The sequence below is a fragment of the Pseudomonas sp. B21-036 genome (assembly GCF_024748925.1).
Classification (GTDB): domain Bacteria; phylum Pseudomonadota; class Gammaproteobacteria; order Pseudomonadales; family Pseudomonadaceae; genus Aquipseudomonas; species Aquipseudomonas palmensis.
The window spans coordinates 475,651-501,469 of sequence record NZ_CP087178.1 but is presented as its reverse complement, the minus strand read 5'-3'; the positions used below and the strand labels follow the sequence as shown (position 1 = coordinate 501,469).

The following is a 25,819-nucleotide window of genomic DNA, read 5'->3' as shown; positions in this document are numbered from 1 at the left end:
GGGGCGGAAGTTCGTAAAACTCTTCTTCTACTTATCGGCAGTTCTGCGCCAGACTATAGCCAGTCAAGGCGAAAAGCCAGTTCGGCCACCTCCCAGCATGCCTAGTGAACTCACGTGCCAACTCAAATTCCAAAGACCCTAGACGCCTGGATCAAACTGCTCGACAGCGTGCAACTGCCGGTGCCGCTGGACAGTCACGAGCGGGTAAAAGCCGCCATCGGCGACAGCCGCCGCTCGCTGCGTGACATCGCCGATCTGATGCAGGACAGCCCCGCGCTGGTGCTCAGCGTGATGCGCGAAGCCAACCGGCATACCCACGCCAGCATGGCCGAGCCGGCCGAAAGCCTGGAAATCGCCCTCAACCGGCTTGGCCTCAAGCGCGCCGAAGAACTGCTGCTGCGCCTGCCCACCGCGCCGCCGGCGCAGATCCCCAAGGCCCTGCGCCACCTGCAGATGATCAGCCTGCATGCCAGCCAGCAGGCCAGCGGCCTGTTCGCCAGCCAACTGGCACGGCTGTGGCAGGAGATCCACTGGGGCAGCCTGCTGTTCCTCTCGCCGTTGTGGACCCTGGCCCTGGCGCACCCCAAGCTGATCGAGGAATGGGAAGTGCGCGTGGTGCACCGCGGCGAGCCGGCCCTGCGCGTGGAGCGCGAACTGTTCGGTGTACCCCTGCTGGCGCTGTGCCGCGCCCTGGCCGACTACTGGCGCCTGCCCAACTGGGTCACCCAGGGCTACCACGTGCTCAGCGAAGAACGCCGCCTGCTGGTCAAGGTCATGCACATCGCCCGCCTGCACGACAACCCGCTGCGCCAGCAACAGCTGCTGGACGCCGACCCGGCCCTGCGCCGCTGGCTCAACCAGCCGGCCAACACCGTACTGCTGGCCAACGGCCTGGCCCTGGCGGCGCAGCACGCCTGGGACTGCCCGCACAGCCAGCGCTGGCAACGCCTGACCAGCCTGTACCTGCAGGTGCCGCTGAGCGACGTGCAGCAACAGGTGCACCAGCAGGCCGCCAACAGTGCGCGCCTGCACGCCGACGACGACCTCTACCACCCCGCCGAATCGCTGATCTGGCCGACCGGCTCGCACTACGTGCACCGCCGCCTGCGGCCTGCCGACGTGCCCTCGACCGAATCGCTGGGGGCCTGGCGCAAATACTGCGCCGACCTGCTGGTGGAGCCCAGTGCATTCACCAACGCCATGCACCTGACCACCTACGCCCGCGATGCCCTGGTGGCCTGCGGCATGCAGCGGGTGATGATGCTGATGGCCGACAAGGGCATGACCCACCTGCGCGTGCACCAGATCGCCGGGCTGCCCGCCGAGGCCGGCGGCCTGGTGGTGCCGCTCGCCCAGAGCAAGCTGCTGCAACGCCTGCTGACCCAGTCGGCACAACTGCGCCTGACCCCGGACAACTATGCCCAGTTCGGTGCCCTGCTGCCCGGCACCCTGCGCGTGCTGTTCCGTGGCCAGCACCTGCTGCTGCGCTCGCTGTCGAGCAACGGCAAGGTGGTGATGGTGGTGCTGGCCGACCAGGGCGGCGGCCCGTTCTCGGAGATCAGCGTGCAGGCGCTCGGCAAGACCGCCCAGTGCATCGAGCGCGCCCTCACCGCCTTCAGCAACCGCAGCACCTGACCCATGCGCTACAATCGCCCACTCTGTTCCGATCTGGAGACTCTGGATGACTGACTTTTCCGGCTTGCCCCTGGTGATTGAACCCGCCGACCTGCAAGCCCGCCTGGATGCGCCGGGGCTGATCCTGGTCGACCTGACCAGCACGAAACGCTATGGCAGCGGGCACATTCCCGGTGCGCGCTTCGTCGACCCCAAGCGCACCCAGCTGGGCCAGCCACCGGCGCCCGGGCTGCTGCCGAGCCAAGGCGACCTGGAAAAGCTGTTCGGCGAGCTGGGGCACAACCCGGACGCCGTGTATGTGGTGTATGACGACGAAGGCGGCGGCTGGGCCGGGCGCTTCATCTGGTTGCTGGATGTGATCGGCCATACCCGCTACCACTACCTCGACGGTGGCGCGCTGGGCTGGACCGGCGAGCTCTCGACCGATGTGCCCGCGCCCGCTGCCGGCAGCGTCAGCCTGACCCTGCACGAAGCCCCCACCGCCACCCGCGAATACCTGCAAAGCCGCCTGGGCGCTGCCGACCTGGCGGTCTGGGATGCGCGCAGCCCGCAGGAATACCGGGGTGAGAAAGTGCTGGCCGCCAAGGGCGGACACGTCCCGGGCGCGGTCAACTTCGAGTGGACGGCCGGCATGGACCAGAACGATCACCTGCGCATCCGCAAGGACATGCCCCAGATCCTCGAGCAGCTGGGCATCACCCGCGACAAGGAAGTGATTACCCACTGCCAGACCCACCACCGCTCCGGCTTCACCTATCTTGTGGCCAAACACCTGGGCTACCCACGGGTCAAGGCCTATGCCGGCTCATGGGGCGAATGGGGCAACCACCCCGACACGCCTGTAGAAGTTTAAGGAAATTCAATGAAATCCCGCTTGTTCATCATCAGCCAGTACCTGCTGCCCCACCACCTGCTGTCGCGCCTGGCCGGCTGCGTGGCCGAATGCCGCGTGAAATGGTTCAAGAATGCCTTCACCGCCTGGTTCGCCAAGCGCTACCAGGTCGACATGTCCCAGGCCCAGGTCGAAGACCTGACCGCCTACGAGCACTTCAACGCATTCTTCACCCGCGCGCTCAAGCCGGATGCACGCCCGCTGGACCAGACCCCGGGGGCGATCCTGTGCCCGGCCGACGGCGCTGTCAGCCAGCTGGGCCCGATCGAGCATGGCCGCATCTTCCAGGCCAAGGGCCACAGCTTCAGCGCCCTTGAGCTGCTGGGCGGCGACCCGGCCAATGCTGCGCCGTTCATGGGCGGCGAATTCGCCACCATCTACCTGTCGCCCAAGGACTACCACCGCGTGCACATGCCGCTGGCCGGTACCCTGCGCGAGATGATCTACGTGCCGGGGCGGCTGTTCTCGGTCAACCAGACCACCGCCGAAAACGTGCCGGAGCTGTTTGCGCGCAACGAGCGAGTGGTGTGCCTGTTCGATACCGAGCGCGGGCCGATGGCCGTGGTGCTGGTGGGCGCGATGATCGTGGCGTCGGTCGAGACGGTATGGGCCGGGCTGGTCACGCCGCCCAAGCGCGAGCTGAAGACCTTCCGCTACGACGAGGCAGCGCGTGCACCGATCCACCTGGAAAAAGGCGCCGAGCTGGGCCGCTTCAAGCTGGGTTCGACGGCTGTGGTGCTGTTCGGGCCAGAGCAGGTGAAGTGGGCCGAATCGCTGGGTGCGGGGTCGGTGGTGAACATGGGCGAATGCCTGGGGTTGCCGGCGCAGCACGCCTGACCCAACAAAAAGCCCGCAGCGATGCGGGCTTTTTTGTGCCAGGCTGTCGGGCCTCATCGCGGGTCAAGCCCGCTCCCACAGGGGCTGCACGGCCTTCTGGAGCGATGGCAAACCTGTGGGAGCGGGCTTGACCCGCGATGGGCCGCGCAGCGGCCCCGCTTTCTCAGTCGCGACCGTCGCGATCCCTGAAGCCCAGCAGATACAACACCCCATCCAGCCCCAGCGTCGAGATCGCCTGCTTGGCCGACTGCTTGACCAGCGGCTTGGCCCGGAACGCCACGCCCAGGCCGGCAATCGCCAACATCGGCAGGTCGTTCGCACCGTCGCCCACGGCAATCGTCTGCTCCATCTGCAAGCCTTCCTTGCGTGCCAGCTCGGTCAACAGGTCAGCCTTGCGCTGCGCGTCGACAATCGGCTCCACGGCCACGCCGGTCACCTTGCCGTCCACCACTTCCAGCTCGTTGGCAAACACATAGTCGATGCCCAGCTTGGCCTGCAGCTGCTTGGCAAAGTAGGTGAAGCCACCCGACAGGATCGCGGTCTTGTAGCCCAGGCGCTTGAGCTCGGCGAACAGCACCTCGGCGCCCTCGGTCAGGCGCAGCGAAGCACCGATCTCGTCCAGCACGTTGACGTCCAGGCCCTTGAGCAGCGCCAGGCGCTCCTTGAAGCTGGCACGAAAATCCAGCTCGCCACGCATGGCACGCTCGGTGATTTCCGACACCTGCTCGCCCACGCCTGCCGCCTTGGCCAGCTCGTCGATGACCTCGGCCTCGATCAGGGTGGAGTCCATGTCGAACACCGCCAGGCGACGGTTGCGGCGGAACAGCGAGTCCTGCTGGAAGGCGATGTCGACGTTCAGCTCCTGCGCCACGCTGAGGAACTCGGCACGCAGGGCCTGCGGGTCGGCCGGCTCGCCACGCACGGAGAACTCGATGCAGCCCTTGCCCTGGTCGGCCGGGGTGTCCAACGCGATACGACCCGACAGACGGTCGATATGGTCGATGTTCAACCCGTACTGGGCGGTGATGGAGCTCACCCGCTGCAACTGCTCGGCAGTGACCTTGCGCGTCAGCAGGGTCACGATGTGGCGCGCCTTGCCCTGGCCGTCGACCCACTGCTGGTAGTCCTGCTCGGAAACCGGGGTGAAGCGCACCTGCTGGTCCAGCTTGTACCCGGTGAAGAGGATGTCCTTGAGCACGGCGCTGGCCTGCTCGGTGCTGGGGATTTCCACCAGGATGCCGAACGACAGCGTGTCGTGGATGACCGCCTGGCCGATGTCGAGGATGTTCACCCCGCCCTGGGCGAGCACGCCGGTAATGGCCGCGGTGAGACCCGGACGGTCCTCGCCGGTGATGTTAATCAGAACGATTTCGCGCAAAACGGGCTCCGACACAGTGACAAAACGCGCATTCTACCCACTTTCGCAGACCATCGGGCGCAGTCGATACTTTGCCGGCCCATGCCCTGTCGCTATACTGCGCAGCACCTTCTCCGACATAAAGAGCCGCGCTCTGTGAACCGGCCCACGCCAGTTAAAACCGACAATTTCTTCCTGCTGATCTTCCGTGCCCTGCGCCAGCGCCGTGTGCCGTTGGCCTTGCGGATCGCCTGCCACAACGTGTTTCTGGTAGCGCTGGCGCTGGTCATCTACGCCGGGGTCATGGGCCTGCAGTTCAAGCAGGCCATGCACGAGCAGGCCGACGCCCTGGGTCAGAGCCTGACCACGCAGACCGCCACGTCTGCCACCGAACTGCTGGTGTCCAACGACATCCTCAGCCTCAACGTGCTGCTCGGCAACCTGGTGAAGAACCCGCTGGTGGCCCATGCCGCCATCTACAGCGTCGACAACCGGATCCTCGCCGAAGCCGGCCAGCGCCCGAAAAACGGCCTGCTGGGCGAGGTCGAGGGCCTGTACCAGACCAAGATCACCTTCCAGGACGTGACGGCCGGGCAACTGCGCATCAGCCTGGACATGAGCCAGTTCCAGCAGCCGCTGACCATCAGCCTGCAGAGCATGGGCATTCTGGCGGCGATCCTGCTGGCCCTGGCCCTGGCCTTGAGCCTGCGCCTGGGGCGCTTCATTTCGACGCCGCTGCTGCAACTGCGGGTGTGGCTGCGCGACCTGGATGCCTACACCCCGGCCACCGACCGCCAGGACGAGATCGGCGACCTGGCGCGCCAGCTGCATTCGCGCTTTGCCCCGCCACCGCCGGAGCCTGAAGCAGAGCCCGAGGAAGAAGACGACTACGAGGAACACGAAGCGCAGCCGGCCTTGCAGGTGCGCAACCTGCGCGAGCCGGCGCTGGAGCCCAAGCCGGCGCTGCCCAGGCCAGTAGCGCATGATGAAGACGACGACGAGGCGTTTGCCGACCTGCGCGACGACAGCGATGCCGCGCCGCAGGCTGTAGTACCCGCTGCGCCACGCGAGCCGCAGGCCAGTGCGGTGCTGGCGGTGCAACTGGGCTCCCAGGAGCAACTGCGCCGCCTGCCTCGGGCACGTCTGACCGAACTGCTGGACCGCTACCGCGACTGCCTCGACCAGGCCGCGTCGCTGTATGAAAGCGAAGTGCACACACTCAACGATGGCAGCACGCTGCTGCTGTTCCACAGCTCGGAAAGCGGCGAGGACTACCTGACCAACGCCATCTGCTGTGGCGAACTGCTGCGTGCCCTGGGGCATGCGTTGCAGGTGGAAGTGGCCGACAGCGGGATTACCCTGCAATTGCAGCTGGGCCTGGCGCTGGGTGAAGACCTGCACGGCCTGAGCCAGATCGACCTGCTGCTGACCGACAAGGCCCAGGATGCCCTGGCGTTGTCGCAACACAGCCGCAACCTGCTGCTGGTGGAGCGCAAGGTCAGTGATGATGCGCTGATTCGCCAGCGTGCCCGCATCCGCCCGATTGCCAGCCCTGAAGGGGCGTGCTGTGTGGAGCGCCTGATGGAGCCGTATCCGTCGATGCTGGAGCGCCAGCTGGCACGGATGCACGAGCGCCAGATCAAGACCTGAGGCCCCGTAGGAGCCGGTTTTAACCGGCCACAAAAAAGCCCGCATCGATGCGGGCTTTTTTGTGGCCGGTGTCCCGTCCTGAATAAGGTTTACACCTCCCATCCCGAATTTCCGGAGAGTCAGATGGAGCAAGGTGTAAAGCGCACACAGCGTGATTACTCACTGTCTTTTAAATTGGCGGTGGTTGATCAGATTGAAAAAGGCGAACTGACCTACAAGCAGGCCCAGGTGCGGTATGGCATCCAGGGACGGTCGACGGTTCTGGTATGGTTGCGTAAGCACGGTCGGCAGGATTGGAGCCAGGGGGCCTCGATCCGCGACGAGAGGAGCTGCGCGATGTCTGACCCCAAAATGCTCACTCCAGAGCAGCGAATCAAAGAGCTTGAGCAGCAGCTTGAGCTGATGAGCCAGAAGGCCCAGTTCTTTGAAACGGTCGTTGATGTTCTGAAAAATGACTATGGTGTCTCGGTCGTAAAAAAGCGATCCGGCAAGTCCTCTCGCAAGGTCAAGTCGCAGGACTGAGCATTGCCAGGGCTTGTCAGTTTCTAGGCATCAGTCGACAGGCTTACTACAAGCGCAACCGAGCTGCTGATGGCAAAGAGCGCCAGGCAGATCGGGTGGTTCAGTTTGTTCAGCAAGTCCGGCTGCGCCAGCCCCGTCTGGGTACCCGTAAGCTGCACTATTTGCTGCATTGCCAACCTGACAAACGATTCCAGGTCGGCCGAGATAGGCTGTTTCAGGTCTTGGGAGAGCGCCGTTTGCTGGTACTGCCCAAGCGGGCATACCACAAGACAACACAGAGCTTTCATCGCTTCTACCGCCATCCCAACTTAATCAAGCCCGGTCCAAGCCAAGTCGTTCCGACAAGGCCGGAGCACGTCTGGGTTGCCGACATTACTTATCTGCCCGCACGTAACGGCCCGCTGTACCTGAGCCTGGTAACGGACGCGTACTCCAGGAAAATTGTTGGTCACCACGTCCATGAAAGCCTGCATGCCGAGTCAGTAGCGCAAGCCTTCAAGCAGGCCTTACGAAAGCGACGTCGTCGCCAGCCATTAGTCCACCATTCGGATCGAGGCATCCAATATTGCTCGGCGCTATACCAGTCACTGCACCAACGGCACGGCGTTCAGTGCTCCATGACTGATGGGTATGACTGCTACCAGAACGCGCTGGCTGAGCGAATCAACGGAATCCTCAAGATGGAGCTGCTGTTAAGCAGACCTGAAGATCTGGAGCAAGCGAGGCAGATGGTTGATGAGGCAGTGCAGATCTACAACACAGAACGGCCCCATATGGCCCTGAAAAACAAAACGCCCGATGCGGTGCATCGGGCGTTTTGAGGCCTATCGGCCTACCTGAACAGGTGTAAACCTATTTCAGGACTAGACACGGTTAAAACCGGAACACTTCCATCTCGGTACGAATCGGTGTCGCCATCGGAATCTTCGGCTTCTCCGGCTCCTTGCGCACCTGCTGTACCGGCGTGGCCTTCTTCGGCTGTTCCTGCACGATCGGCGGCTGATTGGCCAACGGCTTCAACGCCACGCTCAGCTGCTCGGCCAGACGCTGCAGCAGTTGCCCCTGCGCCTGTACCTGCGCCGCCGAGCTGCCTTCATGGGGCTGCTCGAAATGCACGATGCGGTTGTCACGCACCTGGCCACGACGATCAAGCAAGCGCCACTGGGCATCGAGGATCGCCGGCTGGCCAACGCCCGAGTCCAGGCGCGTGATCGACAGCAGCACCTGCACATCAGGGTTGAACCCGGTACTGGCCGGTGCCAGCACCACACGCTGGCTGTCCAGGCGCCAGGCCAGCTGGCGCACCAGCAACTGGTCGATGTCGGCCGACAGGCTGCCCGCCCAGCGACCATCGGTCGCTGCCGTCAGGCTGCCGTCACGCTGGCGTTGCAGCAGGGTTTCGCGTTGCAGGTAGTCGGCCACCGAGACCGGCCCCAGCACCACGGCCATGCCGTTGCTCTGGCCAGGTTGCCCCGGCTCGCCACTGTCGAGCTGATACAGCGCTACCGGCTGGTGCATGCTGCACCCGGCCAAGCCCAGCACGCCACTGAGCAGTAGAACAAATGGAAGGCGCAGAAAAGTCATCATCCCATCCAGGCGGCCGCCACACGGCTTGCCGCAGTGATACTCATGAATACGTCGGGCACGCAGCTACGCTGGCACCACAAGGGGCCTATCATCCGCGAAAGTTCCGTGCGACTCCAGTGTTTAAGCCGCAAACGGTCACTAAAATACCCGTTTGCGGCCACCAGGTCGCTTATTCGACGTTTTCCACCAGCAGCGCATCGACCCGCTGGAAGCCGCGCGGCAGCTTGTTGCCACGCCGCCCACGCTCGCCCTTGTAGTGCTCCAGGTCATCGCCCTTGAGCGACAGGGTACGCTTGCCGGCCTGCAATACAAGGGTCGAACCTTCGGGAATCACTGCCAGGTCGGTGACAAATTCTTCACGACTGGCCACGCGATCGCCCGGAATGCCGATGATCTTGTTGCCCTTGCCCTTGCCCAGCTGTGGCAGGTCACTGATCTTGAACACCAGCAGGCGCCCTTCGGTGGTCACCGCCGCCAGCCAGTCCTGCTCGCGGTTGCCCACCGGGCGCGGCAGGATCACCTTGGCGTTGTTCGGCAGGCTCAACAGGGCCTTGCCGGCCTTGTTCTTGGCCTGCAGGTCTTCGCCCTTGACCACGAAGCCGTAGCCGGCATCGGAGGCAATCACGTACAAGCCGTCATCCTCGGGCATCAGCACGCACTCGAACGAAGCACCGGGCGGCGGGGTCAGGCGACCGGTCAGCGGTTCACCCTGGCCCCGTGCCGACGGCAGCGTATGCGCCGGCACCGAGTAGCTGCGGCCGGTGGAGTCGATGAACACCGCGTACTGGTTCGAGCGCCCCGCGGCTGCGGTCTTGAAGCCGTCGCCGGCCTTGTACGAGAGCCCGGTGGCATCGATGTCGTGGCCCTTGGCCGAACGTACCCAGCCCTTCTCGGACAGCACCACCGTGACCTTTTCGTTGGGCAGCAGGTCGTGCTCGGTCATCGCACGGGCTTCGGCGCGCTCGACGATCGGCGAACGACGGTCGTCGCCATAGGTTTCGGCGTCCTGCAGCAGTTCGGTGCGCACCAGTTTCTTGAGCTTGGCTTCGCTGCCCAGCAGCGCCAGCAACTTGGCCTGTTCCTTGAGCAGTTCGTCCTGCTCGTTGCGCAGCTTCATCTCTTCCAGACGGGCCAACTGGCGCAGGCGCGTGTCGAGGATGTAGTCGGCCTGGATCTCGCTCAATGCAAAGCGCTCGATCAACCTGGCCCGCGGGTGCTCCTCGGTACGGATGATGTGGATCACTTCATCCAGGTTGAGGTAGGCGATCAGCAAGCCGTCCAACAGGTGCAGGCGACGCTCCACCTTGTCCAGGCGAAACTGCAGGCGACGGCGCACGGTCTGCACGCGGAACTGCAGCCACTCGACCAGCAGCGTGCGCAGGTTCTTCAACTGGGGCTTGCCGTCCAGGCCGATGATGTTGATGTTGACCCGGTAGCTGGACTCAAGGTCGGTACTGGCGAACAGGTGCTGCATCAGCGCTTCGTGGTCGACGCGGCTGTGCACCGGGATGATCACGATGCGGCACGGGTTCTCGTGGTCCGATTCGTCACGTAGGTCGGCCACCTGCGGCGCCTTGGACGGCTTGGCCTGCATCATCGCGGCGATCTGTTCCAGCACCTTGGCGCCCGACACCTGGTGCGGCAGCGCGGTGACCACGATGTCGCCGTCCTCGATGTGGTACACGGCGCGCATGCGCACCGAGCCACGGCCGGTTTCGTAGATTTTCAGCAGGTCGGCGCGCGGGGTGATGATCTCTGCTTCGGTCGGGTAGTCCGGGCCCTGGATGTGCTCGCACAGCTGTTCGACCGTGGCCTTGGGCTCGTCGAGCAGGCGCACGCAGGCGGTGGCCACTTCGCGCAGGTTGTGCGGCGGCACGTCGGTGGCCATGCCCACGGCGATACCGGTGGTGCCATTGAGCAGGATGTTCGGCAAACGTGCCGGCAACACCAGGGGCTCGTCGAGGGTACCGTCGAAGTTCGGGCCCCAGTCCGCAGTGCCCTGGCCCAGCTCGCTGAGCAGCACCTCGGAATAGCGCGACAGGCGCGCTTCGGTGTAGCGCATGGCCGCGAAGGATTTGGGATCGTCCGGCGCACCCCAGTTGCCCTGGCCGTCGACCAGGGTGTAGCGATAGCTGAAGGGCTGCGCCATCAGCACCATGGCTTCATAGCAGGCCGAATCGCCATGCGGGTGGAACTTGCCGAGCACGTCACCGACGGTACGCGCCGATTTCTTGTGCTTGGAATCGGCGTCCAGGCCCAGTTCGCTCATGGCGTAGACGATGCGTCGCTGCACCGGCTTCAAACCGTCGCCGATATGCGGCAGCGCACGGTCCATGATCACGTACATGGAATAGTTGAGGTAGGCCTGTTCGGTGAAGTCAGCCAGTGACCGGCGCTCTACGCCATCGAGGCTGAGATCAAGGGAGTCGCTCATGCGGGCCTCATCATTTCAAGGTCTGGCGCAGCAGCAAGGTGCCGCCGCGCTGGGTAAATTCGAGTTGTTTCAGGGCACTCATGCCCAGCAGTACCTGCTCGCCGTCCAGCCCCGGCACCACCAGGGCGCGTACGTCGCGCAGCAGAATATCGCCCAGTTGCAGGCTGTCGAGGCGGGTGCGATAGCCCTCGGTACGACCATTGGCGGTACTCAGGGTCACGGGCGCACCACGCTCCAGGCTGAACTGCCGGGCCAGGCTCTCGGGGATCGCCACGTCGGTGGCGCCAGTATCCAGCAGAAAATGCACGGCCTGGCCGTTGATCAGACCGTCGGCCACAAAATGCCCCTGGCCATTGCCCAGCAGCCGCACCTCGACATAGCCATCGCCGTGCTGCGAGCTGATCTGGCTGTTGGGGTTGGCCTGGCGCTGTTCCCAGTCGCCGAAAAAGCGCGTGGCCAGGAACAGGCCGGCCGCCCACGCCAGCACCAGCATCACCCGGCCGGCACGCTTGCCCGGTGCCTGGCTCACGGTTTGGCGCTCCAGCCGCCATGGGGCGCTGCAAAGCGCCACACGATCGGGCGGTTTTCACCATCGGCGCGGCGACCGCCGTTGTTGTCCAGGCCTATCCAGGCGCCTTTGGCATCGATCACCAGGGCCTCGGCCAGGCCGAACGGCTGCGAGTACTGCCGCGATTCGATCAGGGCATCGGCAGCGAACGACCAGCAGCGCTCCACGCTTCCAGTGTCGGCATCACGCCGGCAGATACGGTAGGCGTTGCGCTCCAGGGTGAACAGCTTGCCTTCGAACAGCGCCAGGTCGGCAAAATCCCGGGGCCGCTCGCGGGCGTTGGGCATCTGCGCAGGCTGCATCTCGGTGCCGGCCTCGCTGAGCAGCACGCAGCCATCACCGCAGTGCCAGGTGGTCTGCTGGCGATTGATCGAAATCAGCCCGCGGCGCTCGCGCTCGGCGGCCAGCCACAGGCGATCGCCGGCCGGGTTCACGGCGATGCCTTCGAACAATGCATTGAAGTGCAGCAGCATGCCGCTGGCGCGCGCCTGGCGGACCATGCTCGGGTCGATCTTCAGCCAGCTGGGGTCGCCTGCGACTGGTACCTTGAGCACCGCCACATGGGTTTCGCTTACCAGGTAGTGATTGCCTGCGGCATCGCAACTGATGCCTTCGAAATCCAGCTCGCCGCCGCGCACGTAGGACATTGCCCAGTTGCTCGAGCGCAGGCCCCAGGGCAGGCCGCTGTCCGGCACCGGCGGCACCTCCAGGCGAATACCTTCGGCCTGCCACACCGTCTGGGTGGTGTCCAGGCGGTACAGCAGGTCGTCGTCGCGGTCCGAGACGGTCCAGAGCTCGCCGTTGCACAGGGCCAGCCCCGACAGGTTGCCGCCACGCATGCCCTCTACCGGATGCTCGCTCTGCATCGCCAGCTCCGGCCAGGTTTCGGCCAGCGCCGGCACGCCCAGCAGTGACAACAGCGCTGCCAGGCACCGAGCGATCAAGCCAGTACCTCGGCCAGGTTGCCTTTGGACTCCAGCCAGCTCTTGCGGTCGCCCGCACGTTTCTTGGCCAGCAGCATGTCCATGATCTCGCGGGTGCCTTCGAGGTCTTCCAGGGTCAACTGCACCAGGCGCCGGGTGTTCGGGTCCATGGTGGTTTCACGCAGCTGCGGCGGGTTCATCTCGCCCAGGCCCTTGAATCGGGTGACCTGCGGCTTGCCGCGCTTCTTCTCGGCCACCAGGCGGTCGAGGATGCCGTCGCGTTCGGCCTCGTCCAGGGCGTAGTAGATCTCCTTGCCCAGGTCGATGCGGTACAGCGGCGGCATCGCCACGTACACGTGGCCGGCCTCCACCAGCGGGCGAAAGTGCTGCACGAACAGGGCGCAGAGCAAGGTGGCGATGTGCAGGCCGTCGGAGTCGGCGTCGGCCAGGATGCAGATCTTGCCGTAGCGCAGCTGGCTCATGTCGGTGGCACCGGGGTCGACGCCGATGGCCACCGCGATGTTGTGCACTTCCTGACTGGCCAGCACTTCGCCGCCGTCGACTTCCCAGGTGTTGAGGATCTTGCCGCGCAGCGGCAGGATGGCCTGGAACTCCTTGTCGCGCGCCTGCTTGGCCGAACCACCGGCCGAGTCACCCTCGACCAGGAACAGCTCGGCGCGCATCGGGTCCTGCCCGGCGCAGTCGGCCAGCTTGCCCGGCAGTGCCGGGCCCTGGGTCACGCGCTTGCGCTCGACCTTCTTGCTCGCCTTGAGCCGGCGCCCGGCGTTGTTGATCGCCAGTTCCGCCAGTTGCATGCCCACTTCGGGGTGGGCATTGAGCCACAGGCTGAAGGCATCCTTGACCACGCCGGAAACGAATGCGGCGGCCTCGCGGGACGACAGGCGCTCCTTGGTCTGGCCGGAGAACTGCGGCTCCTGCATCTTCATCGAGAGCACGAAGCTGATGCGCTCCCACACGTCCTCGGGGGCCAGCTTGACCCCGCGCGGCAGCAGGTTGCGGAACTCGCAGAACTCGCGCATGGCATCGAGCAGGCCCTGGCGCAGGCCGTTGACGTGGGTGCCGCCCTGGGCGGTGGGGATCAGGTTGACGTAGCTTTCCTGCACGCTGTCGCCGCCTTCGGGCAGCCACAGCAAGGCCCAGTCCACGGCCTCCTTGTTGCCCGCCAGGCTGCCGCAGAACGGCGCGTCGGGCAGGCGCAGGAACTCGCTTACCGAGTCTTCGAGGTACGAGCGCAGGCCGTCCTCGTAATGCCACTCGACCTTCTCGCCGGTGCCTTTGTCCTCGAAGCTGACCAGCAGCCCCGGGCACAGTACGGCCTTGGCCTTGAGCACATGCTTGAGGCGGCTGATGGAAAACTTGGGCGAGTCGAAATACTTGGGATCGGGCGCGAAGTACACGCTGGTACCGGTGTTGCGCTTGCCGACGGTACCGATCACTTCGAGCTCGGTGGCCTTGAAGCCGTCGGCGAAGGTCATCTGGTACTCGTTGCCGTCGCGCTTGACCCGTACCCGTACCTGGTTGGACAGGGCGTTGACCACCGAGATGCCCACCCCGTGCAGGCCGCCGGAGAACTGGTAGTTCTTGTTGGAAAACTTGCCGCCGGCGTGCAGCTTGGTGAGGATCAGCTCGACCCCCGACACGCCCTCTTCGGGGTGGATGTCCACGGGCATGCCGCGACCGTCGTCGGACACTTCCAGCGAATGGTCTGCATGCAGGATGACCTGCACGGTGCGGGCGTGGCCGGCCAGCGCTTCGTCGACGCTGTTGTCGATGACTTCCTGGGCCAGGTGATTGGGCCGGCTGGTGTCGGTGTACATGCCCGGGCGCTTGCGCACCGGGTCAAGGCCGGAGAGGACTTCGATGGCGTCTGCGTTATAGGCGCTAGCGCTGGGATTGGCCATGGGTTCTCGTCGTCAGTCGTAGGTGAAAATAATCAGTCAAAGTACAGAAAAATCGAATGCCTGGTACACCTGCGGTGCAATGCCGGCGAAGCTCAGCATGGCCGGCAGGTGCTGCGCGAAGCCCTGGAAGCTGTGGTCGCCACCGGCCTCGATGCGTAGCGCACAGGCCCGATAGAAGGCCTGGGCACGGCGGTAGTCCAGGGTTTCATCGCCCGTCTGCAGCCATACCTGAAAGCGCTCGGGGTCGCTCGGTGCGGGCACTTCCAGCTCGGCCAGGGCCTGCACGTGGTCCAGTGTCAGCTCCCAGGTTTCCCCGGTGTAGAAATTCTGCTGCGGGCCCAGGTAGCCGTCGAACAGCTGGTGCGGATTGACGGCCGGGTTGATCAGCAGGGCCTTGAGCCCGTGGCGCTGGGCCAGGTGGGTGGCATAGTAGCCCCCGAGCGAGCTGCCGACCAGCAATGGCGAACCCAGCTCGGCGATGGCACGTTCAAGCTGCGCCACGGCCTGGCGCGGATGGTTGTCCAGCAGGGGCACGCGCAGCTGCCCGGCCAGCCCCAGCTGCTGCACCACACTGCTCAGCTGGCTGGCCTTGGTCGAACTGGGCGCACTGTTGAACCCGTGGATATAAAGAATCGAACCCGACATGATCGCCCCCGATGCCCATGCAACGCCCGTCGCAACGAGCACAAAAGACGCGCAGTTTAGCCTGTTCGAGAAGCCTTGAGCGGCAACTTTCAAACATCAGGTTACAACCGGGCGGTGATATTCGCGTTCACTTGCAGCTTGCAGCGCTCAGTACCCACTGCTGCCGTAATCGACGGTGAAGGCAAAGTCGGTCACGCGCGAGACCCCGGTCTCGAGCCTGCCGTCGTCATGCAGGCGCAGCCAGCGATACCCCGGGGCCTGGTCGCCCACCTTGAAGTCTTCACTGCCCGGCTCGAACTGAATGCAGGTGGACGGCGAAGCGAGTAGACGCACACCGTCACGCAGCTGGTCCCACTCCTGGTGGATATGCCCCCAGAGCAGCGCGCGCACCTGTGGATAACCCTTGAGCAGGTCGAACAGCACATCGGCGTTGCGCAGCCCGATGGGCGCCATCCAGGCGCAATCGATGGAAACCGGCTGGTGATGGAAGCAGATCAGGCAATGGCGCTGCGGTGCGGCCTCCAGGGCCTGCCTGAGCAGTTGCAGCTGATCGTCTGCCAGCAGCCCCGGCACCGAGCCGCACACGGCCGAGTTGAGCATGATCACCCGCCAGGCGCCGGCATCCACCACCGGCTCGAGCAGCGCGCTGCCGCGTGCCACCTGGGCCATGGGGAACGGTTCGTCGTGATTGCCGGCCAGCCAGCGGGCTGGGGCCGGAATCCTGCCGCTGAGGGCCAGAAACTGCAGATAGGATTCGACGCTGCCATCCTGCGACAGGTCGCCGGTGGCCAGCACCAGGTCGACCACCGGCTGTTCGTCGAGTACCCGCTCGACCACACGGCGCAGGCTGTCGCGGGTATTCATGCCCAGCAGCGTGCCTTCGGCTTCGGCGAACAGATGACTGTCGGAGAGCTGCACCAGCAGCACCGAGGCGTCACGGGAAGGGATGATCGAGTGCGGCAAGGCCGTCTCCTTGGGCGGATTCTGCACGATTATGGTGGGAATGCAGGCAACGGCAAACCCCGCGCCCACGACACCGGTCACATTTTCAGCGAACCGCTTCCAGTTCGTGGCCGCAGGCCAGGCAATGGCTCAGCCACTCGCCCAGGAACAGGTTGAGCTGGGCCTTTTCGTCCGGCTGGTGCATGGCCGCATTGGGGTATGGGTAGACACTGCGAAAGCGCCGCGCATGCTCGGCACTGACCACCTCGGCCATGCGCGCGTCGTGGTACACCTGCACCTCCAGCTGCGGCACCGGCAGCCACGGCAGGCTGTGCTCCTGGCGCACGCGCAGGGTGGTGGTGTAAGGGCAGGCCAGCACCACGTCGAGCACCAGCACGCCGAGCATCTGGTCACCCTGGGTCATGCCGATGCGGCGCGAGCTCTGGGTGGTGCGCATGTCGGGCAACAGTCGCATCAGGCGCGCATAGTTGGCCTCGCAGGCAGCCTGCAAGCCGACCAGATCGACCCGGTAGCGCTCGCGCAACAGATTCACGACCACAGCCCCCTGACTTCGTCACGGTTCAACGCCAGCCATTGCAGGGCGATGATGCTCGCGGCATTGGCAATGCGCCCATCGCGCACGGCCTGCAACGCATCCTCGAACGCCCAGGCCTTCACGCGAATGTCTTCGCCCTCTTCTTCCAGCCCGTGCAGGCCGCCCGCGCCGTCGCTGTGGCAACGCCCCAGGTACAGGTGCACGAATTCATCGCTGCCGCCGGGCGACGGAAAGTACTTGGTCATCGGCCACAGCGCACTGAATGTCAGCCCAGCTTCCTCCTGCGCCTCGCGGTGCGCAACCTCCTCGGGCTGTTCGTCCTTGTCGATCAGACCGGCGACCAGTTCCACCAGCCAGGGGTTGTCGACCTTGCCCATGGCGCCGACACGAAACTGCTCGATCAGCACCACTTCGTCACGCTGCGGATCGTAGGGCAGCACGCACACTGCGTCGTGGCGCACGAACAGCTCACGGCTGATCTCGCGGCCCATGCCGCCGGCAAACAGCTCGTGGCGCAGGTGCAGCCGGTCGAGCCGGTAAAAGCCCTTGAAGCAGTTTTCGCGCCGCACGATCTGTACGTCGGTCGGCATGGCCTTTGGCTTGTCTGTCATGGATACCTCGTTACCCCATTACCACGTCGCGCCATCCTAACCTGCACACTGCGCGGTTTCACCCCTTTAAAACAATCGTGCGGGCTGCGAGGATAGGCGCAGCCTTTCTTGTCAGCTTAGTGGCGAACCGACGGCATTGCCGACGGTCCAAGCCCGATTACCGTTGCACTACAAGGATCATCATGTCACTTGCGAAATTAGCCTGCGTGACCGCCCTGGCCTTGACCCTGGGCGCCTGCCAGAGCCTGTTCCAGCCCAACATGCGCGTGCCGCTCGAGGTCAAGCGCGACAGGTGGGAGCACATCAAGCCGGGCTGCACCGCAGCCGACTGCCCGCTGGTGAACATCGACACGGTGCACTTCCCCACCAACCCCAAGCTCGATGCGATCGTCGAGCGCAGCCTGCTCAAGCTCACCAGCGATGGCGAGGGCGCACCGTTGCCGGCCTCGCTCAAGTCCTACGAGGACAGCTACCTGCAATCGGCCCAGAGCCGCAACAGCAGCTACCTGCAGGCCAAGGTACGCGAGCAGCATGACGGCTTGGTGATCATCGAGTTGTCCAGCTACCTGGACACCGGCGGCGCGCACGGCATGCCGGGGCGCGGCTTCATCAACTATTCTCGCCAGCAGGACAAGGTGCTGACCCTGCAGGACATGCTGGTGCCGGGCCAGGAGGCGACCTTCTGGAAGACCGTCGAAGAGGCCCACAAGGGCTGGCTGATCAGCACCGGCATGGACAAGGACGCCGAGTTCGTGAAGAACTGGCCATTCCAGAAGTCACCGCACGTCGCCCTGACCTACGGCGCGGTGGTGGTGAAGTACGAGGTGTATGCCATCGCCCCGTACTCCATGGGCCACATCGAGCTCAAGATCCCCTACCCGCGCCTGAACGGCGTGATCAGGCCCGAGCTGTTTCCCGGCCGCGGTTGAAGCCCAGCAACAGATGCAGCGCCCCTGCCAGCAGCAAGGCTGGCAGGGTGGCGCCAACGTCCGCGGCGTAATGCGCCAGCACATGGTAGGTCGCCACGCCACAGGCCCACGCCACCAGCGCCCCGTAGTGCAGGCCGTCGACCACACCCGGCAGGCGACGCCGGCGCAGCACGTAGTGGTCGCTCAGCACCACACCGAACAGCGGCGCGAACACCGAGCCGATCAGCAGCAGGAAGTTCTCGTACTGGCCCAGCGGCGCGAAGCAGGCGATCAGGGTGCACACCACGCCGATCACCAGTGCCAGGTGCTCGACCTTCACGCCTGACAGCAGGCTGCTGGACACCGCCGCCGAGTGGATGTCGGCAAAGGCCTTTTCCGACTCGTCGAGCAGCACCAGCAACAGCGGGATGCCAAAGCCTGCGCCGGCCAGCGCCAGCAGCAGGGTGCTGGCTTCGCCATCGGTGGCGAAGGCCAGGATGTAGGCCACCCCCAGGCTCATCATCCACAGGTTGCCGATGAAGTAGCCCAGTGCGGTACCCACGAACACCTGCCCCGAATGCCTGCCGAAGCGCGAGTAGTCGGCAATCAGCGGCAGCCACGACAGCGGCATGGCGATGGCGATGTCAAAGCCCACCCCCAGCGACATCGAGCCATCCCCGGCGCGCGCCCACAGGGCAGCCAGGTCGGCCTTGGCGAACAGGTTCCAGGTCAGCCACAGGCAGGCGCCCAGCAGCAGCCAGATGCCCCATTTGCGCAAAATGCGGCGCACGAAGGTCAGCGGGCCGGCCACCGCCAGCGCGGTGGCCAGGGCGCCGAAGCACAGTGCCCACAGCAGCGGGCTGACCCACAGGCTATCGGCGCCGAAGGCCCGCGCACCGAGCAGGCTGGCGGCGTCGCGCATCACGATGATTTCGAACGCGCCCCAGCCAACCAGTTGCAGCAGGTTGAGAATGGCCGGCAGCGCCACGCCGTGGCGGCCCAGGCTCAGGCGCAGGGTGCCCATGGCCGACAGGCCGGTGTCGCTGCCGATGACGCCGGCGGCGGCCAGCAGCAGAACGCCGACCAGCGTGCCGAGGGTGATGGCCAGCAGCGCTCCGGACAGGCCCAGGCCGGGGCCGAGCAAGGCGCCGGTCTGCAGCACCATCAGGCCGATGCCGAGGGAGAACCACAGGGAGAACAGGTCCCGCGCACCGAAGACGCGCTGGCTGTCGGGAATGGGGGAATCGGGGGAGTAGTGGCTGGGTGTGCTCACGATGAAGACTCGGCAGGAAATGTGGGTTGGATGGAAGGCCCTTTCGCGGGTCAAGCCCGCTCCCACGGGGTATCGCTGATCTCTAGGGCAGCGGCATACCTGTGGGAGCGGGCTTGACCCGCGATGCTTTCAGACCTTCTGGTACAACTGGCTGCCTTCCTGGCGGAACCGCTCGGCCTGCTCGCGCATGCCCTCTTCTACCGCCACCTCGACCGGCTGGTTGGCGGCGTACTCACGCACTTCCTGGGTGATCTTCATCGAGCAGAACTTGGGCCCGCACATCGAGCAGAAGTGCGCGACCTTGGCCGAATCCTTGGGCAGGGTCTCGTCGTGGAACGAGCGTGCGGTGTCCGGGTCCAGGCCCAGGTTGAACTGGTCTTCCCAGCGGAACTCGAACCGCGCCTTGCTCAAGGCGTTGTCGCGGATCTGCGCGCCCGGGTGCCCCTTGGCCAGGTCCGCCGCGTGCGCGGCGATCTTGTAGGTGATGATGCCGGTCTTGACGTCGTCCTTGTTCGGCAGCCCCAGGTGCTCCTTGGGCGTCACGTAGCAGAGCATCGCGCAACCGAACCAGCCGATCATCGCCGCACCGATGCCCGAGGTGATGTGGTCGTACCCCGGCGCGATGTCGGTGGTCAGCGGGCCCAGGGTGTAGAACGGCGCCTCGTCGCAGCACTCGAGCTGCTTGTCCATGTTCTCCTTGATCAACTGCATCGGCACGTGGCCGGGGCCTTCGATCATGCACTGCACGTCATGCTTCCAGGCGATCTTGGTCAGCTCGCCCAGGGTCTCCAGCTCGCCGAACTGCGCCGCGTCGTTGGCGTCGGCGATCGAGCCCGGGCGCAGGCCGTCGCCCAGCGAAAAGCTGACGTCGTAGGCCTTCATGATTTCGCAGATTTCGTCGAAATGGGTGTAGAGGAAGTTTTCCTTGTGATGCGCCAGGCACCACTTGGCCATGATCGAGCCGCCGCGGCTGACGATGCCGGTCACGCGCTTGGCGGTCAGCGGCACGTAGCGCAGCAGCACGCCGGCATGGATGGTGAAGTAGTCCACGCCCTGCTCTGCCTGTTCGATCAGGGTGTCGCGAAACAGCTCCCAGGTCAGGTCCTCGGCCACGCCGTTGACCTTCTCCAGTGCCTGGTAGATCGGCACCGTACCGATCGGCACCGGCGAGTTGCGGATGATCCACTCGCGGGTTTCATGGATGTGCTTGCCGGTGGACAGGTCCATTACCGTGTCCGAGCCCCAGCGGATGCCCCAGGTCAGCTTGGCCACTTCTTCCTCGATGGAGGAGCCCAGCGCGCTGTTGCCGATGTTGCCGTTGACCTTCACCAGGAAATTGCGGCCGATGATCATCGGCTCCAGCTCCACATGGTTGATGTTGGCCGGAATGATCGCGCGGCCGCGAGCGACTTCCTCGCGCACGAATTCGGCGGTGATCTCCTTGGGGATGCTTGCGCCGAAGCTGTGCCCGGCGTGCTGCTGGTCGAGCAGGCCGGCGGCGCGGGCCTCCTGCAGCTTCATGTTCTCGCGGATGGCCACGTACTCCATCTCGGCGGTGATGATGCCCTGGCGCGCGTAGTGCATCTGGCTGACGTTGGCGCCGGCCTTGGCCCGGCGCGGGTTGCGCACGTGGGCAAAGCGCAGCTTGGTCAGTTCCACGTCGTTCAGGCGCATCTGGCCGAAACTGGAGGACAGCCCGGCCAGGCGCTCGGTGTCGCCGCGCGCGTCGATCCAGGCCGAGCGCACATCGCCCAGGCCCTTGCGCACGTCGATCTGCACGGTGGGATCGGTGTAGGGGCCGGAGGTGTCGTACACCAGCACCGGCGCGTTGGCTTCGCCGCCGAAATCGGTGGGGGTGTCGTCCAGGCTGATTTCGCGCATCGGCACCTGGATATCGGGGCGCGAGCCCTGCACGTAGATCTTGCGCGAACGGGTGAACGGCTGCACGGACTGCTCGTCGACCTTGGCCGATTCACTCAGGTGCGCGGGGTATTTTTGTTTTTGGCTCATCACAGGCTCTCCAGACGGGTTGGCAGTCGGAGTGAACCTGAAAGGCACGGGCGCACCAGGGCTGGTGCTGTGCCGAAAACGGAAGATGCCACACCAGCCAAAAAGCTGAAATGACAATCCCGCAGCCGACACAAGAGGGCTCGCGGGAGACGAGCAATCTTGTTCCCTACGCAGGCGCTAACCTGATCAGGTTCAACGGGATCCGGAATTATCCGATCTCAGCCTCAACGCAAGGCACCCCGACAAGAACGCGCCCAGCATAGACCGGTGCGACGCGAAACGCCAACAGTCCAAGCACAAGCATGATAAAAGGCGCAAATAGCGGATTGTTGCAAAATGCCTGCGCAACTACACTCATCGGTTCAGAAATACTCAACCGTTCAAGGACTGCCCTATGCTGCGCAAACTTTCACTGGCCCTCGCCGTGTCGTGTGCTACCAACGGAATGGCCTGGGCAGCAGAACCGCCCCTGTCGGTACGCACCGATCTGGTCAGCGTGTATCAGGAAGCGGTGAACAACAACGCCGACCTGGCCGCTGCCCGCGCCGACTACGGCGCCCGCAAGGAAGTGGTGCCCCAGGCCCGTGCCGGCCTGCTGCCCAACCTCTCGGCCGGCGCCGAGATGATGAACAGCCGTACGAAGATCGATCACCCCTCGATCACCGCCAACCGCAGCGGCAACTCCTGGCAGGCCACCCTGGCCCAGCCGATCTTCCGCGCCGACCGCTGGTTCCAGTTGCAGGCAGCCGAAGCGGTGAACGAACAGGCGGCGCTGGAGCTGTCGGCCACCGAACAGAACCTGATTCTGCAAAGTGCCGAGAACTACTTCGCCGTGCTGCGCGCCCAGGACACCCTGGCCTCGACCAAGGCCGAAGAAGCCGCGTTCAAGCGCCAGCTCGACCAGAGCAACGAGCGCTTCGACGTGGGCCTGTCGGACAAGACCGACGTGCTGCAGTCCCAGGCCAGCTACGACACCGCACGGGCCAACCGCATCGTCGCGCAGCGCCAGGTGGACGACGCCTTCGAGGCCCTGGTGACCCTGACCAACCGCGACTACAACTCGGTGCAGGGCATCGTGCACACCCTGCCGGTGCAGGTACCCACGCCCAATGACGCCAAGGCCTGGGTAGAAACCGCCGCAAAGCAGAACCTGAACCTGCAGGCCACCAACTACGCGGTCAACGCGGCCGAGGAAACCCTGCGCCAGCGCAAGGCCGGGCACGCGCCGACGGTGGACGCGGTGGCGCGCTACCAGAAGGGTGACAACGACAGCCTGGGCTTCAGCAACCCCAACCTGACGGGCCAGAACTACCGCGGCGACGTGGAGCAGACCAGCATCGGCCTGCAGCTGAACATCCCGATCTACAGTGGCGGGCTGACCAGCTCGCAGGTGCGCGAGGCGTACCAGCGCCTGAGCCAGAGCGAACAGCAGCGCGAGAGCCTGCGTCGCCAGGTGGTGGAAAACACCCGCAACCTGCACCGCGCGGTGAACACCGACGTAGAGCAGGTGCAGGCGCGCAAGCAGTCGATCATTTCCAACCAGAGTGCGCTGGAAGCGACCGAAATCGGTTACCAGGTGGGTACGCGCAACATCGTCGACGTGCTGGATGCACAGCGCCAGCTGTACACCTCGGTGCGCGACTACAACAACACCCGGTATGACTACATCCTCGACAACCTGCGCCTGAAGCAGGCCGCCGGGACCTTGAGCCCGCAAGACCTGAATGACCTGGGTCGCTACCTCAAGCCCGACTACAACCCGGACAAGGACTTCCTGCCGCCGGACCTGGCCAAGGCGGCGCAAGCCAATTTCGAAAGGCCCTGAAACAGCTTCGCCGGCAAGGCCGGCTCCTACAGGTGTTGCGCACCCCGTGTAGGAGCCGGCCTTGCCGGCGAACAGGCCTCACGCCTTGAGCAGATTCCCCAGCCCATCCAGCAGGCGCTTCAACGCCCCCTGATTGGCCCGCATCACCCCGACCCCCGCCTCGCCCATCTTCAGTGCATCACTGGGCAGCTCGATCAGGCGCCGCACCTCGGCCGCCAGCCCCTGGGCATCATCCACTTCGCACAACGCCCCCGCCTCGCGCAGCATTGCCGCGATCTCGAGAAAGTTGAACAGATGCGGCCCACTCAGCACTGGCCTGGCCAGTGCAGCCGGCTCCAGCAGATTGTGCCCGCCGTTGGGCACCAGGCTGCCGCCGACGAACGCGATGTCCGCCAGCGCATACAGAAACAGCAGCTCGCCCATGGTATCGCCCAGCAATACCTGGCAATCCGCCGTCACCGGCGCCCCGCCAGAGCGGCGCACCGTGGAAAACTGCGCTGCGCACAACCCATGCACCGCGTTGAAGCGCTCCGGATGGCGCGGTACCAGCATCAGCAGCGCGTCCGAATGGTGCGCCAGCAACTGCCGATGCGCTGCCAGGATCACCTCGTCCTCGCCCTCATGGGTGCTTGCGGCAATCCACACCGGCCGTTGCAGCGCCTGCCACTCTTCACGCAGTGCCCTGGCGCGCACCGGCAGCTGCGCATCGATGGTCAGGTCGAACTTGATCGAGCCGGTCACCTGCACGCACTCGGGCCGCGCACCGAGCTGGCGAAAACGCTCGGCCTCGGTTTCGGTCTGCACCGCGATCAGGCTCATCTCGGCCAGCATCGGCCGGGTCAACCCGGCAAAACGCGCATAGCCCTTGGCCGAACGCGCCGACAACCGCGCATTGGCCAGCGCCACCGGTATGCCACGTCGGGCGCACTGGTGGATATGGTTGGGCCACAGCTCGGTCTCCATGATCACCGCCAGTTGCGGGCGAGCACGCTCCAGAAACCGCGCCGCCGCCCACGGCAGGTCGTACGGCAGGTAGCAGTGCTGGATGCGTGGCTCGTTTGCGAACAGCGCCTGGATGCGCTCGGAACCGGTGGGCGTCATGCAGGTGATGGTGATCGGCAACTGTGGATAACGTTGCAGCAGGGCACGCACCATCGGCGCGGCGGCGATGCTCTCGCCCACCGACACCGCATGCACCCAGATGCCCCCCGGCTGCAGGGGCGGCAGCTTCAGGCCGAAGCGCTCGGCGATGCGCCGGGCATAGGCCGGCGCCTTGCGCGAGCGCAGGTACAGGCGCAGCGCGACCAGCGGCAGGCCCAGGTGAAACAGCAGGGTATATAGGGTTCTGTTCATGGCGCCGAAGTGTACTAGCCAATGGCGCACAAATGCACTGCGAAGCGCTCGGCCAGCCAGCGCGCGGCCGGCCCCAGCGGCTCGTCGCGGCGCCACGCCAACTCCACCACCAGCGCCGGCGGGCGCCACTCGCTGGCAAGCTCCACCATCTGCTGCTGGTAGGCCGGGTACTGCACCACATGGCGCGGCAGCCAGGCCCAGCCCAGCCCGCGCATGAGCATCTCGGCCATCACGTAGAAGCTGTCGGCGCGCCAGATCTGCGGGCTGATCGGTTCGCCGCCAGGGTAGCCACTCTGCTGGGGCGTGATCAGCAACTGACGGTGCTGCGCCAGCTGCTGGCGGTTGACGCTGGCCAGTTGCGCCAGCGGGTGATGCACCGCGCACACGGTGACCATCTCCACGCTGCCCAGCGCCTGGCGCTCCAGCGCTGCAGGCATGTGCTCGTGGTGGAACATCAGGCCCAGGTCGGCACGGCGCTCCAGCAGCTTGCGCGCCACATCGCCCTGGGCCCCGCTGGCCACCTGGATTTCCAGCAGCGGGTACTGCACGGCCAGCTCGTCGAGGCTGTCGAGCACCGGCTGGAAGGGCATGGCCTCGTCCTGCGCCAGGCGCAGTTGCGCCTCCTGCCCGCGCATCAGCGCCTGCGCCCGGCCGTCCAGGCGCTCGCACTGGCGCAGCAACTCGCGTGCCTCATCGAGCAACGCCTGGCCGGCATCGGTCAGGCGCGGCTGACGCCCGCTGCTACGCTCGAACAGCGTGACCCCAAGGTCGGCCTCGAACAACGCGATGGCGTTGCTGACCGCCGACTGGGCCTTGCGCTGCTCACGCGCCACCGCCGAAAACGAGCGCAGTTCGGCGACCCGCACGAAGGTGCGAAGCTGTTCGAGGTTCCATTGACCGTGCATGCCAGCCTATCTCCAGAATAGATAGGTAATGACTTTACCCCATTGCGCCATCCTCTAGAATGCGCGACCAGAACAGAGGACTACCATGAACGCCTATACCTACCTGGCCATCGCCATCTGCGCCGAAGTCATTGCCACCGCCTCGATGAAGGCGGTCAAGGGCCTGAGTACGCCGCTGCCCCTGCTTCTGATGGTGTGCGGCTACATCGTGGCGTTCTGGATGCTGACCCTGGTGGTGCGCAGCATTCCGGTAGGCATTGCCTACGCCATCTGGTCGGGCCTGGGCATCGTGCTGATCAGCATCGCGGCGCTGGTGATCTATGGGCAGAAACTGGATGTGCCGGCCATGCTCGGCATGGCCATGATCGTCGGCGGCGTGGTGGTGATCCAGGTGTTCTCCAAAACCACCGGGCATTGATGAGCGACAGGGTACGAAACCTCACAGGCTGTATACTGCGCTCCTG

At 65.1% G+C, this 25,819-nt stretch carries 22 protein-coding genes and 1 riboswitch; of the genes, 8 read left to right on the top strand and 14 right to left on the bottom strand.

The annotated features are described in order from the left end of the window. Positions 1-114: 114 nt before the first annotated feature. From LOY33_RS02265 to asd, 3 genes are read left to right on the top strand one after another with little or no spacing between them, the layout of a single operon-like run. The gene (locus LOY33_RS02265; protein WP_258661033.1) at positions 115-1,635 is read left to right on the top strand and encodes an HDOD domain-containing protein; all 1,521 of its coding nucleotides are present in this window, start codon (positions 115-117) and stop codon (positions 1,633-1,635) included. Positions 1,636-1,681: 46 nt separating this feature from the next. Beyond that, positions 1,682-2,488: a rhodanese-like domain-containing protein gene (locus LOY33_RS02260; RefSeq protein WP_043863550.1), complete on the top strand. Its 807-nt coding sequence runs from the start codon at positions 1,682-1,684 to the stop codon at positions 2,486-2,488. Positions 2,489-2,497: 9 nt separating this feature from the next. Next, the gene (asd, locus tag LOY33_RS02255) at positions 2,498-3,364 is read left to right on the top strand and encodes an archaetidylserine decarboxylase (protein ID WP_043863551.1); all 867 of its coding nucleotides are present in this window, start codon (positions 2,498-2,500) and stop codon (positions 3,362-3,364) included. 163 nt (positions 3,365-3,527) lie between these two features. Here asd and serB read toward each other — a convergent pair whose 3' ends face one another. Further along, the gene (gene serB / locus LOY33_RS02250; RefSeq protein WP_043863552.1) at positions 3,528-4,742 is read right to left on the bottom strand and encodes a phosphoserine phosphatase SerB; all 1,215 of its coding nucleotides are present in this window, start codon (positions 4,740-4,742) and stop codon (positions 3,528-3,530) included. A gap of 135 nt (positions 4,743-4,877) precedes the next feature. On the opposite strand from serB, the gene LOY33_RS02245 reads away from it, so the two are divergent. Together LOY33_RS02245 and LOY33_RS02240 are read left to right on the top strand one after the other, a co-directional pair. Beyond that, a complete protein-coding gene (locus tag LOY33_RS02245) occupies positions 4,878-6,371 on the top strand; it encodes a HAMP domain-containing protein (protein ID WP_100632904.1) in 1,494 nt (497 codons plus the stop codon). A 123-nt stretch (positions 6,372-6,494) separates the two neighbouring features. After that, positions 6,495-7,714, top strand: a protein-coding gene (locus LOY33_RS02240) for an IS3 family transposase (RefSeq protein ID WP_104571780.1) whose coding sequence is annotated in 2 segments (ribosomal slippage) — positions 6,495-6,843 and positions 6,843-7,714 — 1,221 coding nt in all. Because the reading frame shifts where the segments join, the coding sequence is not laid out codon by codon here. Positions 7,715-7,766: 52 nt separating this feature from the next. On the opposite strand, the gene LOY33_RS02235 is transcribed toward LOY33_RS02240, so the two are convergent. The 9 genes from LOY33_RS02235 to LOY33_RS02195 all read right to left on the bottom strand — a co-directional run bounded on the left by LOY33_RS02235 (position 7,767) and on the right by LOY33_RS02195 (position 17,081). Then, positions 7,767-8,477, bottom strand: a complete 711-nt coding sequence (locus LOY33_RS02235; RefSeq protein WP_043863554.1) for a membrane integrity-associated transporter subunit PqiC — start codon at positions 8,475-8,477, stop codon at positions 7,767-7,769. 172 nt (positions 8,478-8,649) lie between these two features. Next, positions 8,650-10,914, bottom strand: a complete 2,265-nt coding sequence (gene parC / locus LOY33_RS02230; protein ID WP_054915737.1) for a DNA topoisomerase IV subunit A — start codon at positions 10,912-10,914, stop codon at positions 8,650-8,652. 10 nt (positions 10,915-10,924) lie between these two features. Then, positions 10,925-11,443, bottom strand: a complete 519-nt coding sequence (locus LOY33_RS02225; protein ID WP_078479871.1) for a TIGR02281 family clan AA aspartic protease — start codon at positions 11,441-11,443, stop codon at positions 10,925-10,927. Further along, positions 11,440-12,426: an esterase-like activity of phytase family protein gene (locus LOY33_RS02220; RefSeq protein WP_213606809.1), complete on the bottom strand. Its 987-nt coding sequence runs from the start codon at positions 12,424-12,426 to the stop codon at positions 11,440-11,442. The genes LOY33_RS02225 and LOY33_RS02220 overlap by 4 nt, the downstream gene beginning before the upstream one ends. Continuing rightward, a complete protein-coding gene (gene parE / locus LOY33_RS02215) occupies positions 12,423-14,327 on the bottom strand; it encodes a DNA topoisomerase IV subunit B (protein ID WP_043863558.1) in 1,905 nt (634 codons plus the stop codon). The genes LOY33_RS02220 and parE overlap by 4 nt, the downstream gene beginning before the upstream one ends. Positions 14,328-14,363: 36 nt before the next feature. Beyond that, positions 14,364-14,972, bottom strand: a complete 609-nt coding sequence (locus LOY33_RS02210) for a YqiA/YcfP family alpha/beta fold hydrolase (protein WP_255000653.1) — start codon at positions 14,970-14,972, stop codon at positions 14,364-14,366. Positions 14,973-15,119: 147 nt separating this feature from the next. Further along, the gene (gene cpdA / locus LOY33_RS02205; protein WP_255000650.1) at positions 15,120-15,935 is read right to left on the bottom strand and encodes a 3',5'-cyclic-AMP phosphodiesterase; all 816 of its coding nucleotides are present in this window, start codon (positions 15,933-15,935) and stop codon (positions 15,120-15,122) included. An 85-nt stretch (positions 15,936-16,020) separates the two neighbouring features. Next, a complete protein-coding gene (locus LOY33_RS02200) occupies positions 16,021-16,473 on the bottom strand; it encodes a DUF1249 domain-containing protein (RefSeq protein ID WP_043863561.1) in 453 nt (150 codons plus the stop codon). Then, on the bottom strand, positions 16,464-17,081 hold the full coding sequence (locus tag LOY33_RS02195; protein ID WP_043863562.1) for an NUDIX domain-containing protein: 618 nt from the start codon (positions 17,079-17,081) through the stop codon (positions 16,464-16,466). Before LOY33_RS02195 ends, LOY33_RS02200 begins: the two co-directional genes overlap by 10 nt. A gap of 182 nt (positions 17,082-17,263) precedes the next feature. On the opposite strand from LOY33_RS02195, the gene LOY33_RS02190 reads away from it, so the two are divergent. Further along, a complete protein-coding gene (locus LOY33_RS02190; RefSeq protein WP_043863563.1) occupies positions 17,264-18,010 on the top strand; it encodes an RsiV family protein in 747 nt (248 codons plus the stop codon). On the opposite strand, the gene cytX is transcribed toward LOY33_RS02190, so the two are convergent. Then, entirely contained in the window at positions 17,979-19,262 is a 1,284-nt protein-coding gene (cytX, locus tag LOY33_RS02185) for a putative hydroxymethylpyrimidine transporter CytX (RefSeq protein ID WP_054915741.1), read from the bottom strand. The genes LOY33_RS02190 and cytX overlap by 32 nt on opposite strands. Before the next feature lie 129 nt (positions 19,263-19,391). Next, positions 19,392-21,272, bottom strand: a complete 1,881-nt coding sequence (gene thiC, locus LOY33_RS02180) for a phosphomethylpyrimidine synthase ThiC (protein WP_054915742.1) — start codon at positions 21,270-21,272, stop codon at positions 19,392-19,394. Between the two features lie 146 nt (positions 21,273-21,418). Continuing rightward, positions 21,419-21,524, bottom strand: a riboswitch (TPP riboswitch). Between the two features lie 142 nt (positions 21,525-21,666). Between thiC and LOY33_RS02175 the strand changes: the two genes are divergently transcribed. Next, positions 21,667-23,097: a TolC family outer membrane protein gene (locus LOY33_RS02175; RefSeq protein WP_043863566.1), complete on the top strand. Its 1,431-nt coding sequence runs from the start codon at positions 21,667-21,669 to the stop codon at positions 23,095-23,097. A 78-nt stretch (positions 23,098-23,175) separates the two neighbouring features. On the opposite strand, the gene waaA is transcribed toward LOY33_RS02175, so the two are convergent. Together waaA and LOY33_RS02165 are read right to left on the bottom strand one after the other, a co-directional pair. Next, positions 23,176-24,450, bottom strand: a complete 1,275-nt coding sequence (gene waaA, locus LOY33_RS02170; protein ID WP_100632907.1) for a lipid IV(A) 3-deoxy-D-manno-octulosonic acid transferase — start codon at positions 24,448-24,450, stop codon at positions 23,176-23,178. A gap of 14 nt (positions 24,451-24,464) precedes the next feature. Next, on the bottom strand, positions 24,465-25,355 hold the full coding sequence (locus LOY33_RS02165) for a LysR family transcriptional regulator (RefSeq protein WP_258661011.1): 891 nt from the start codon (positions 25,353-25,355) through the stop codon (positions 24,465-24,467). Between the two features lie 85 nt (positions 25,356-25,440). Here LOY33_RS02165 and LOY33_RS02160 point away from each other — a divergent pair, with 85 nt between their 5' ends. Beyond that, positions 25,441-25,773, top strand: a complete 333-nt coding sequence (locus LOY33_RS02160; RefSeq protein ID WP_043863569.1) for a multidrug efflux SMR transporter — start codon at positions 25,441-25,443, stop codon at positions 25,771-25,773. Positions 25,774-25,819: the final 46 nt, after the last annotated feature.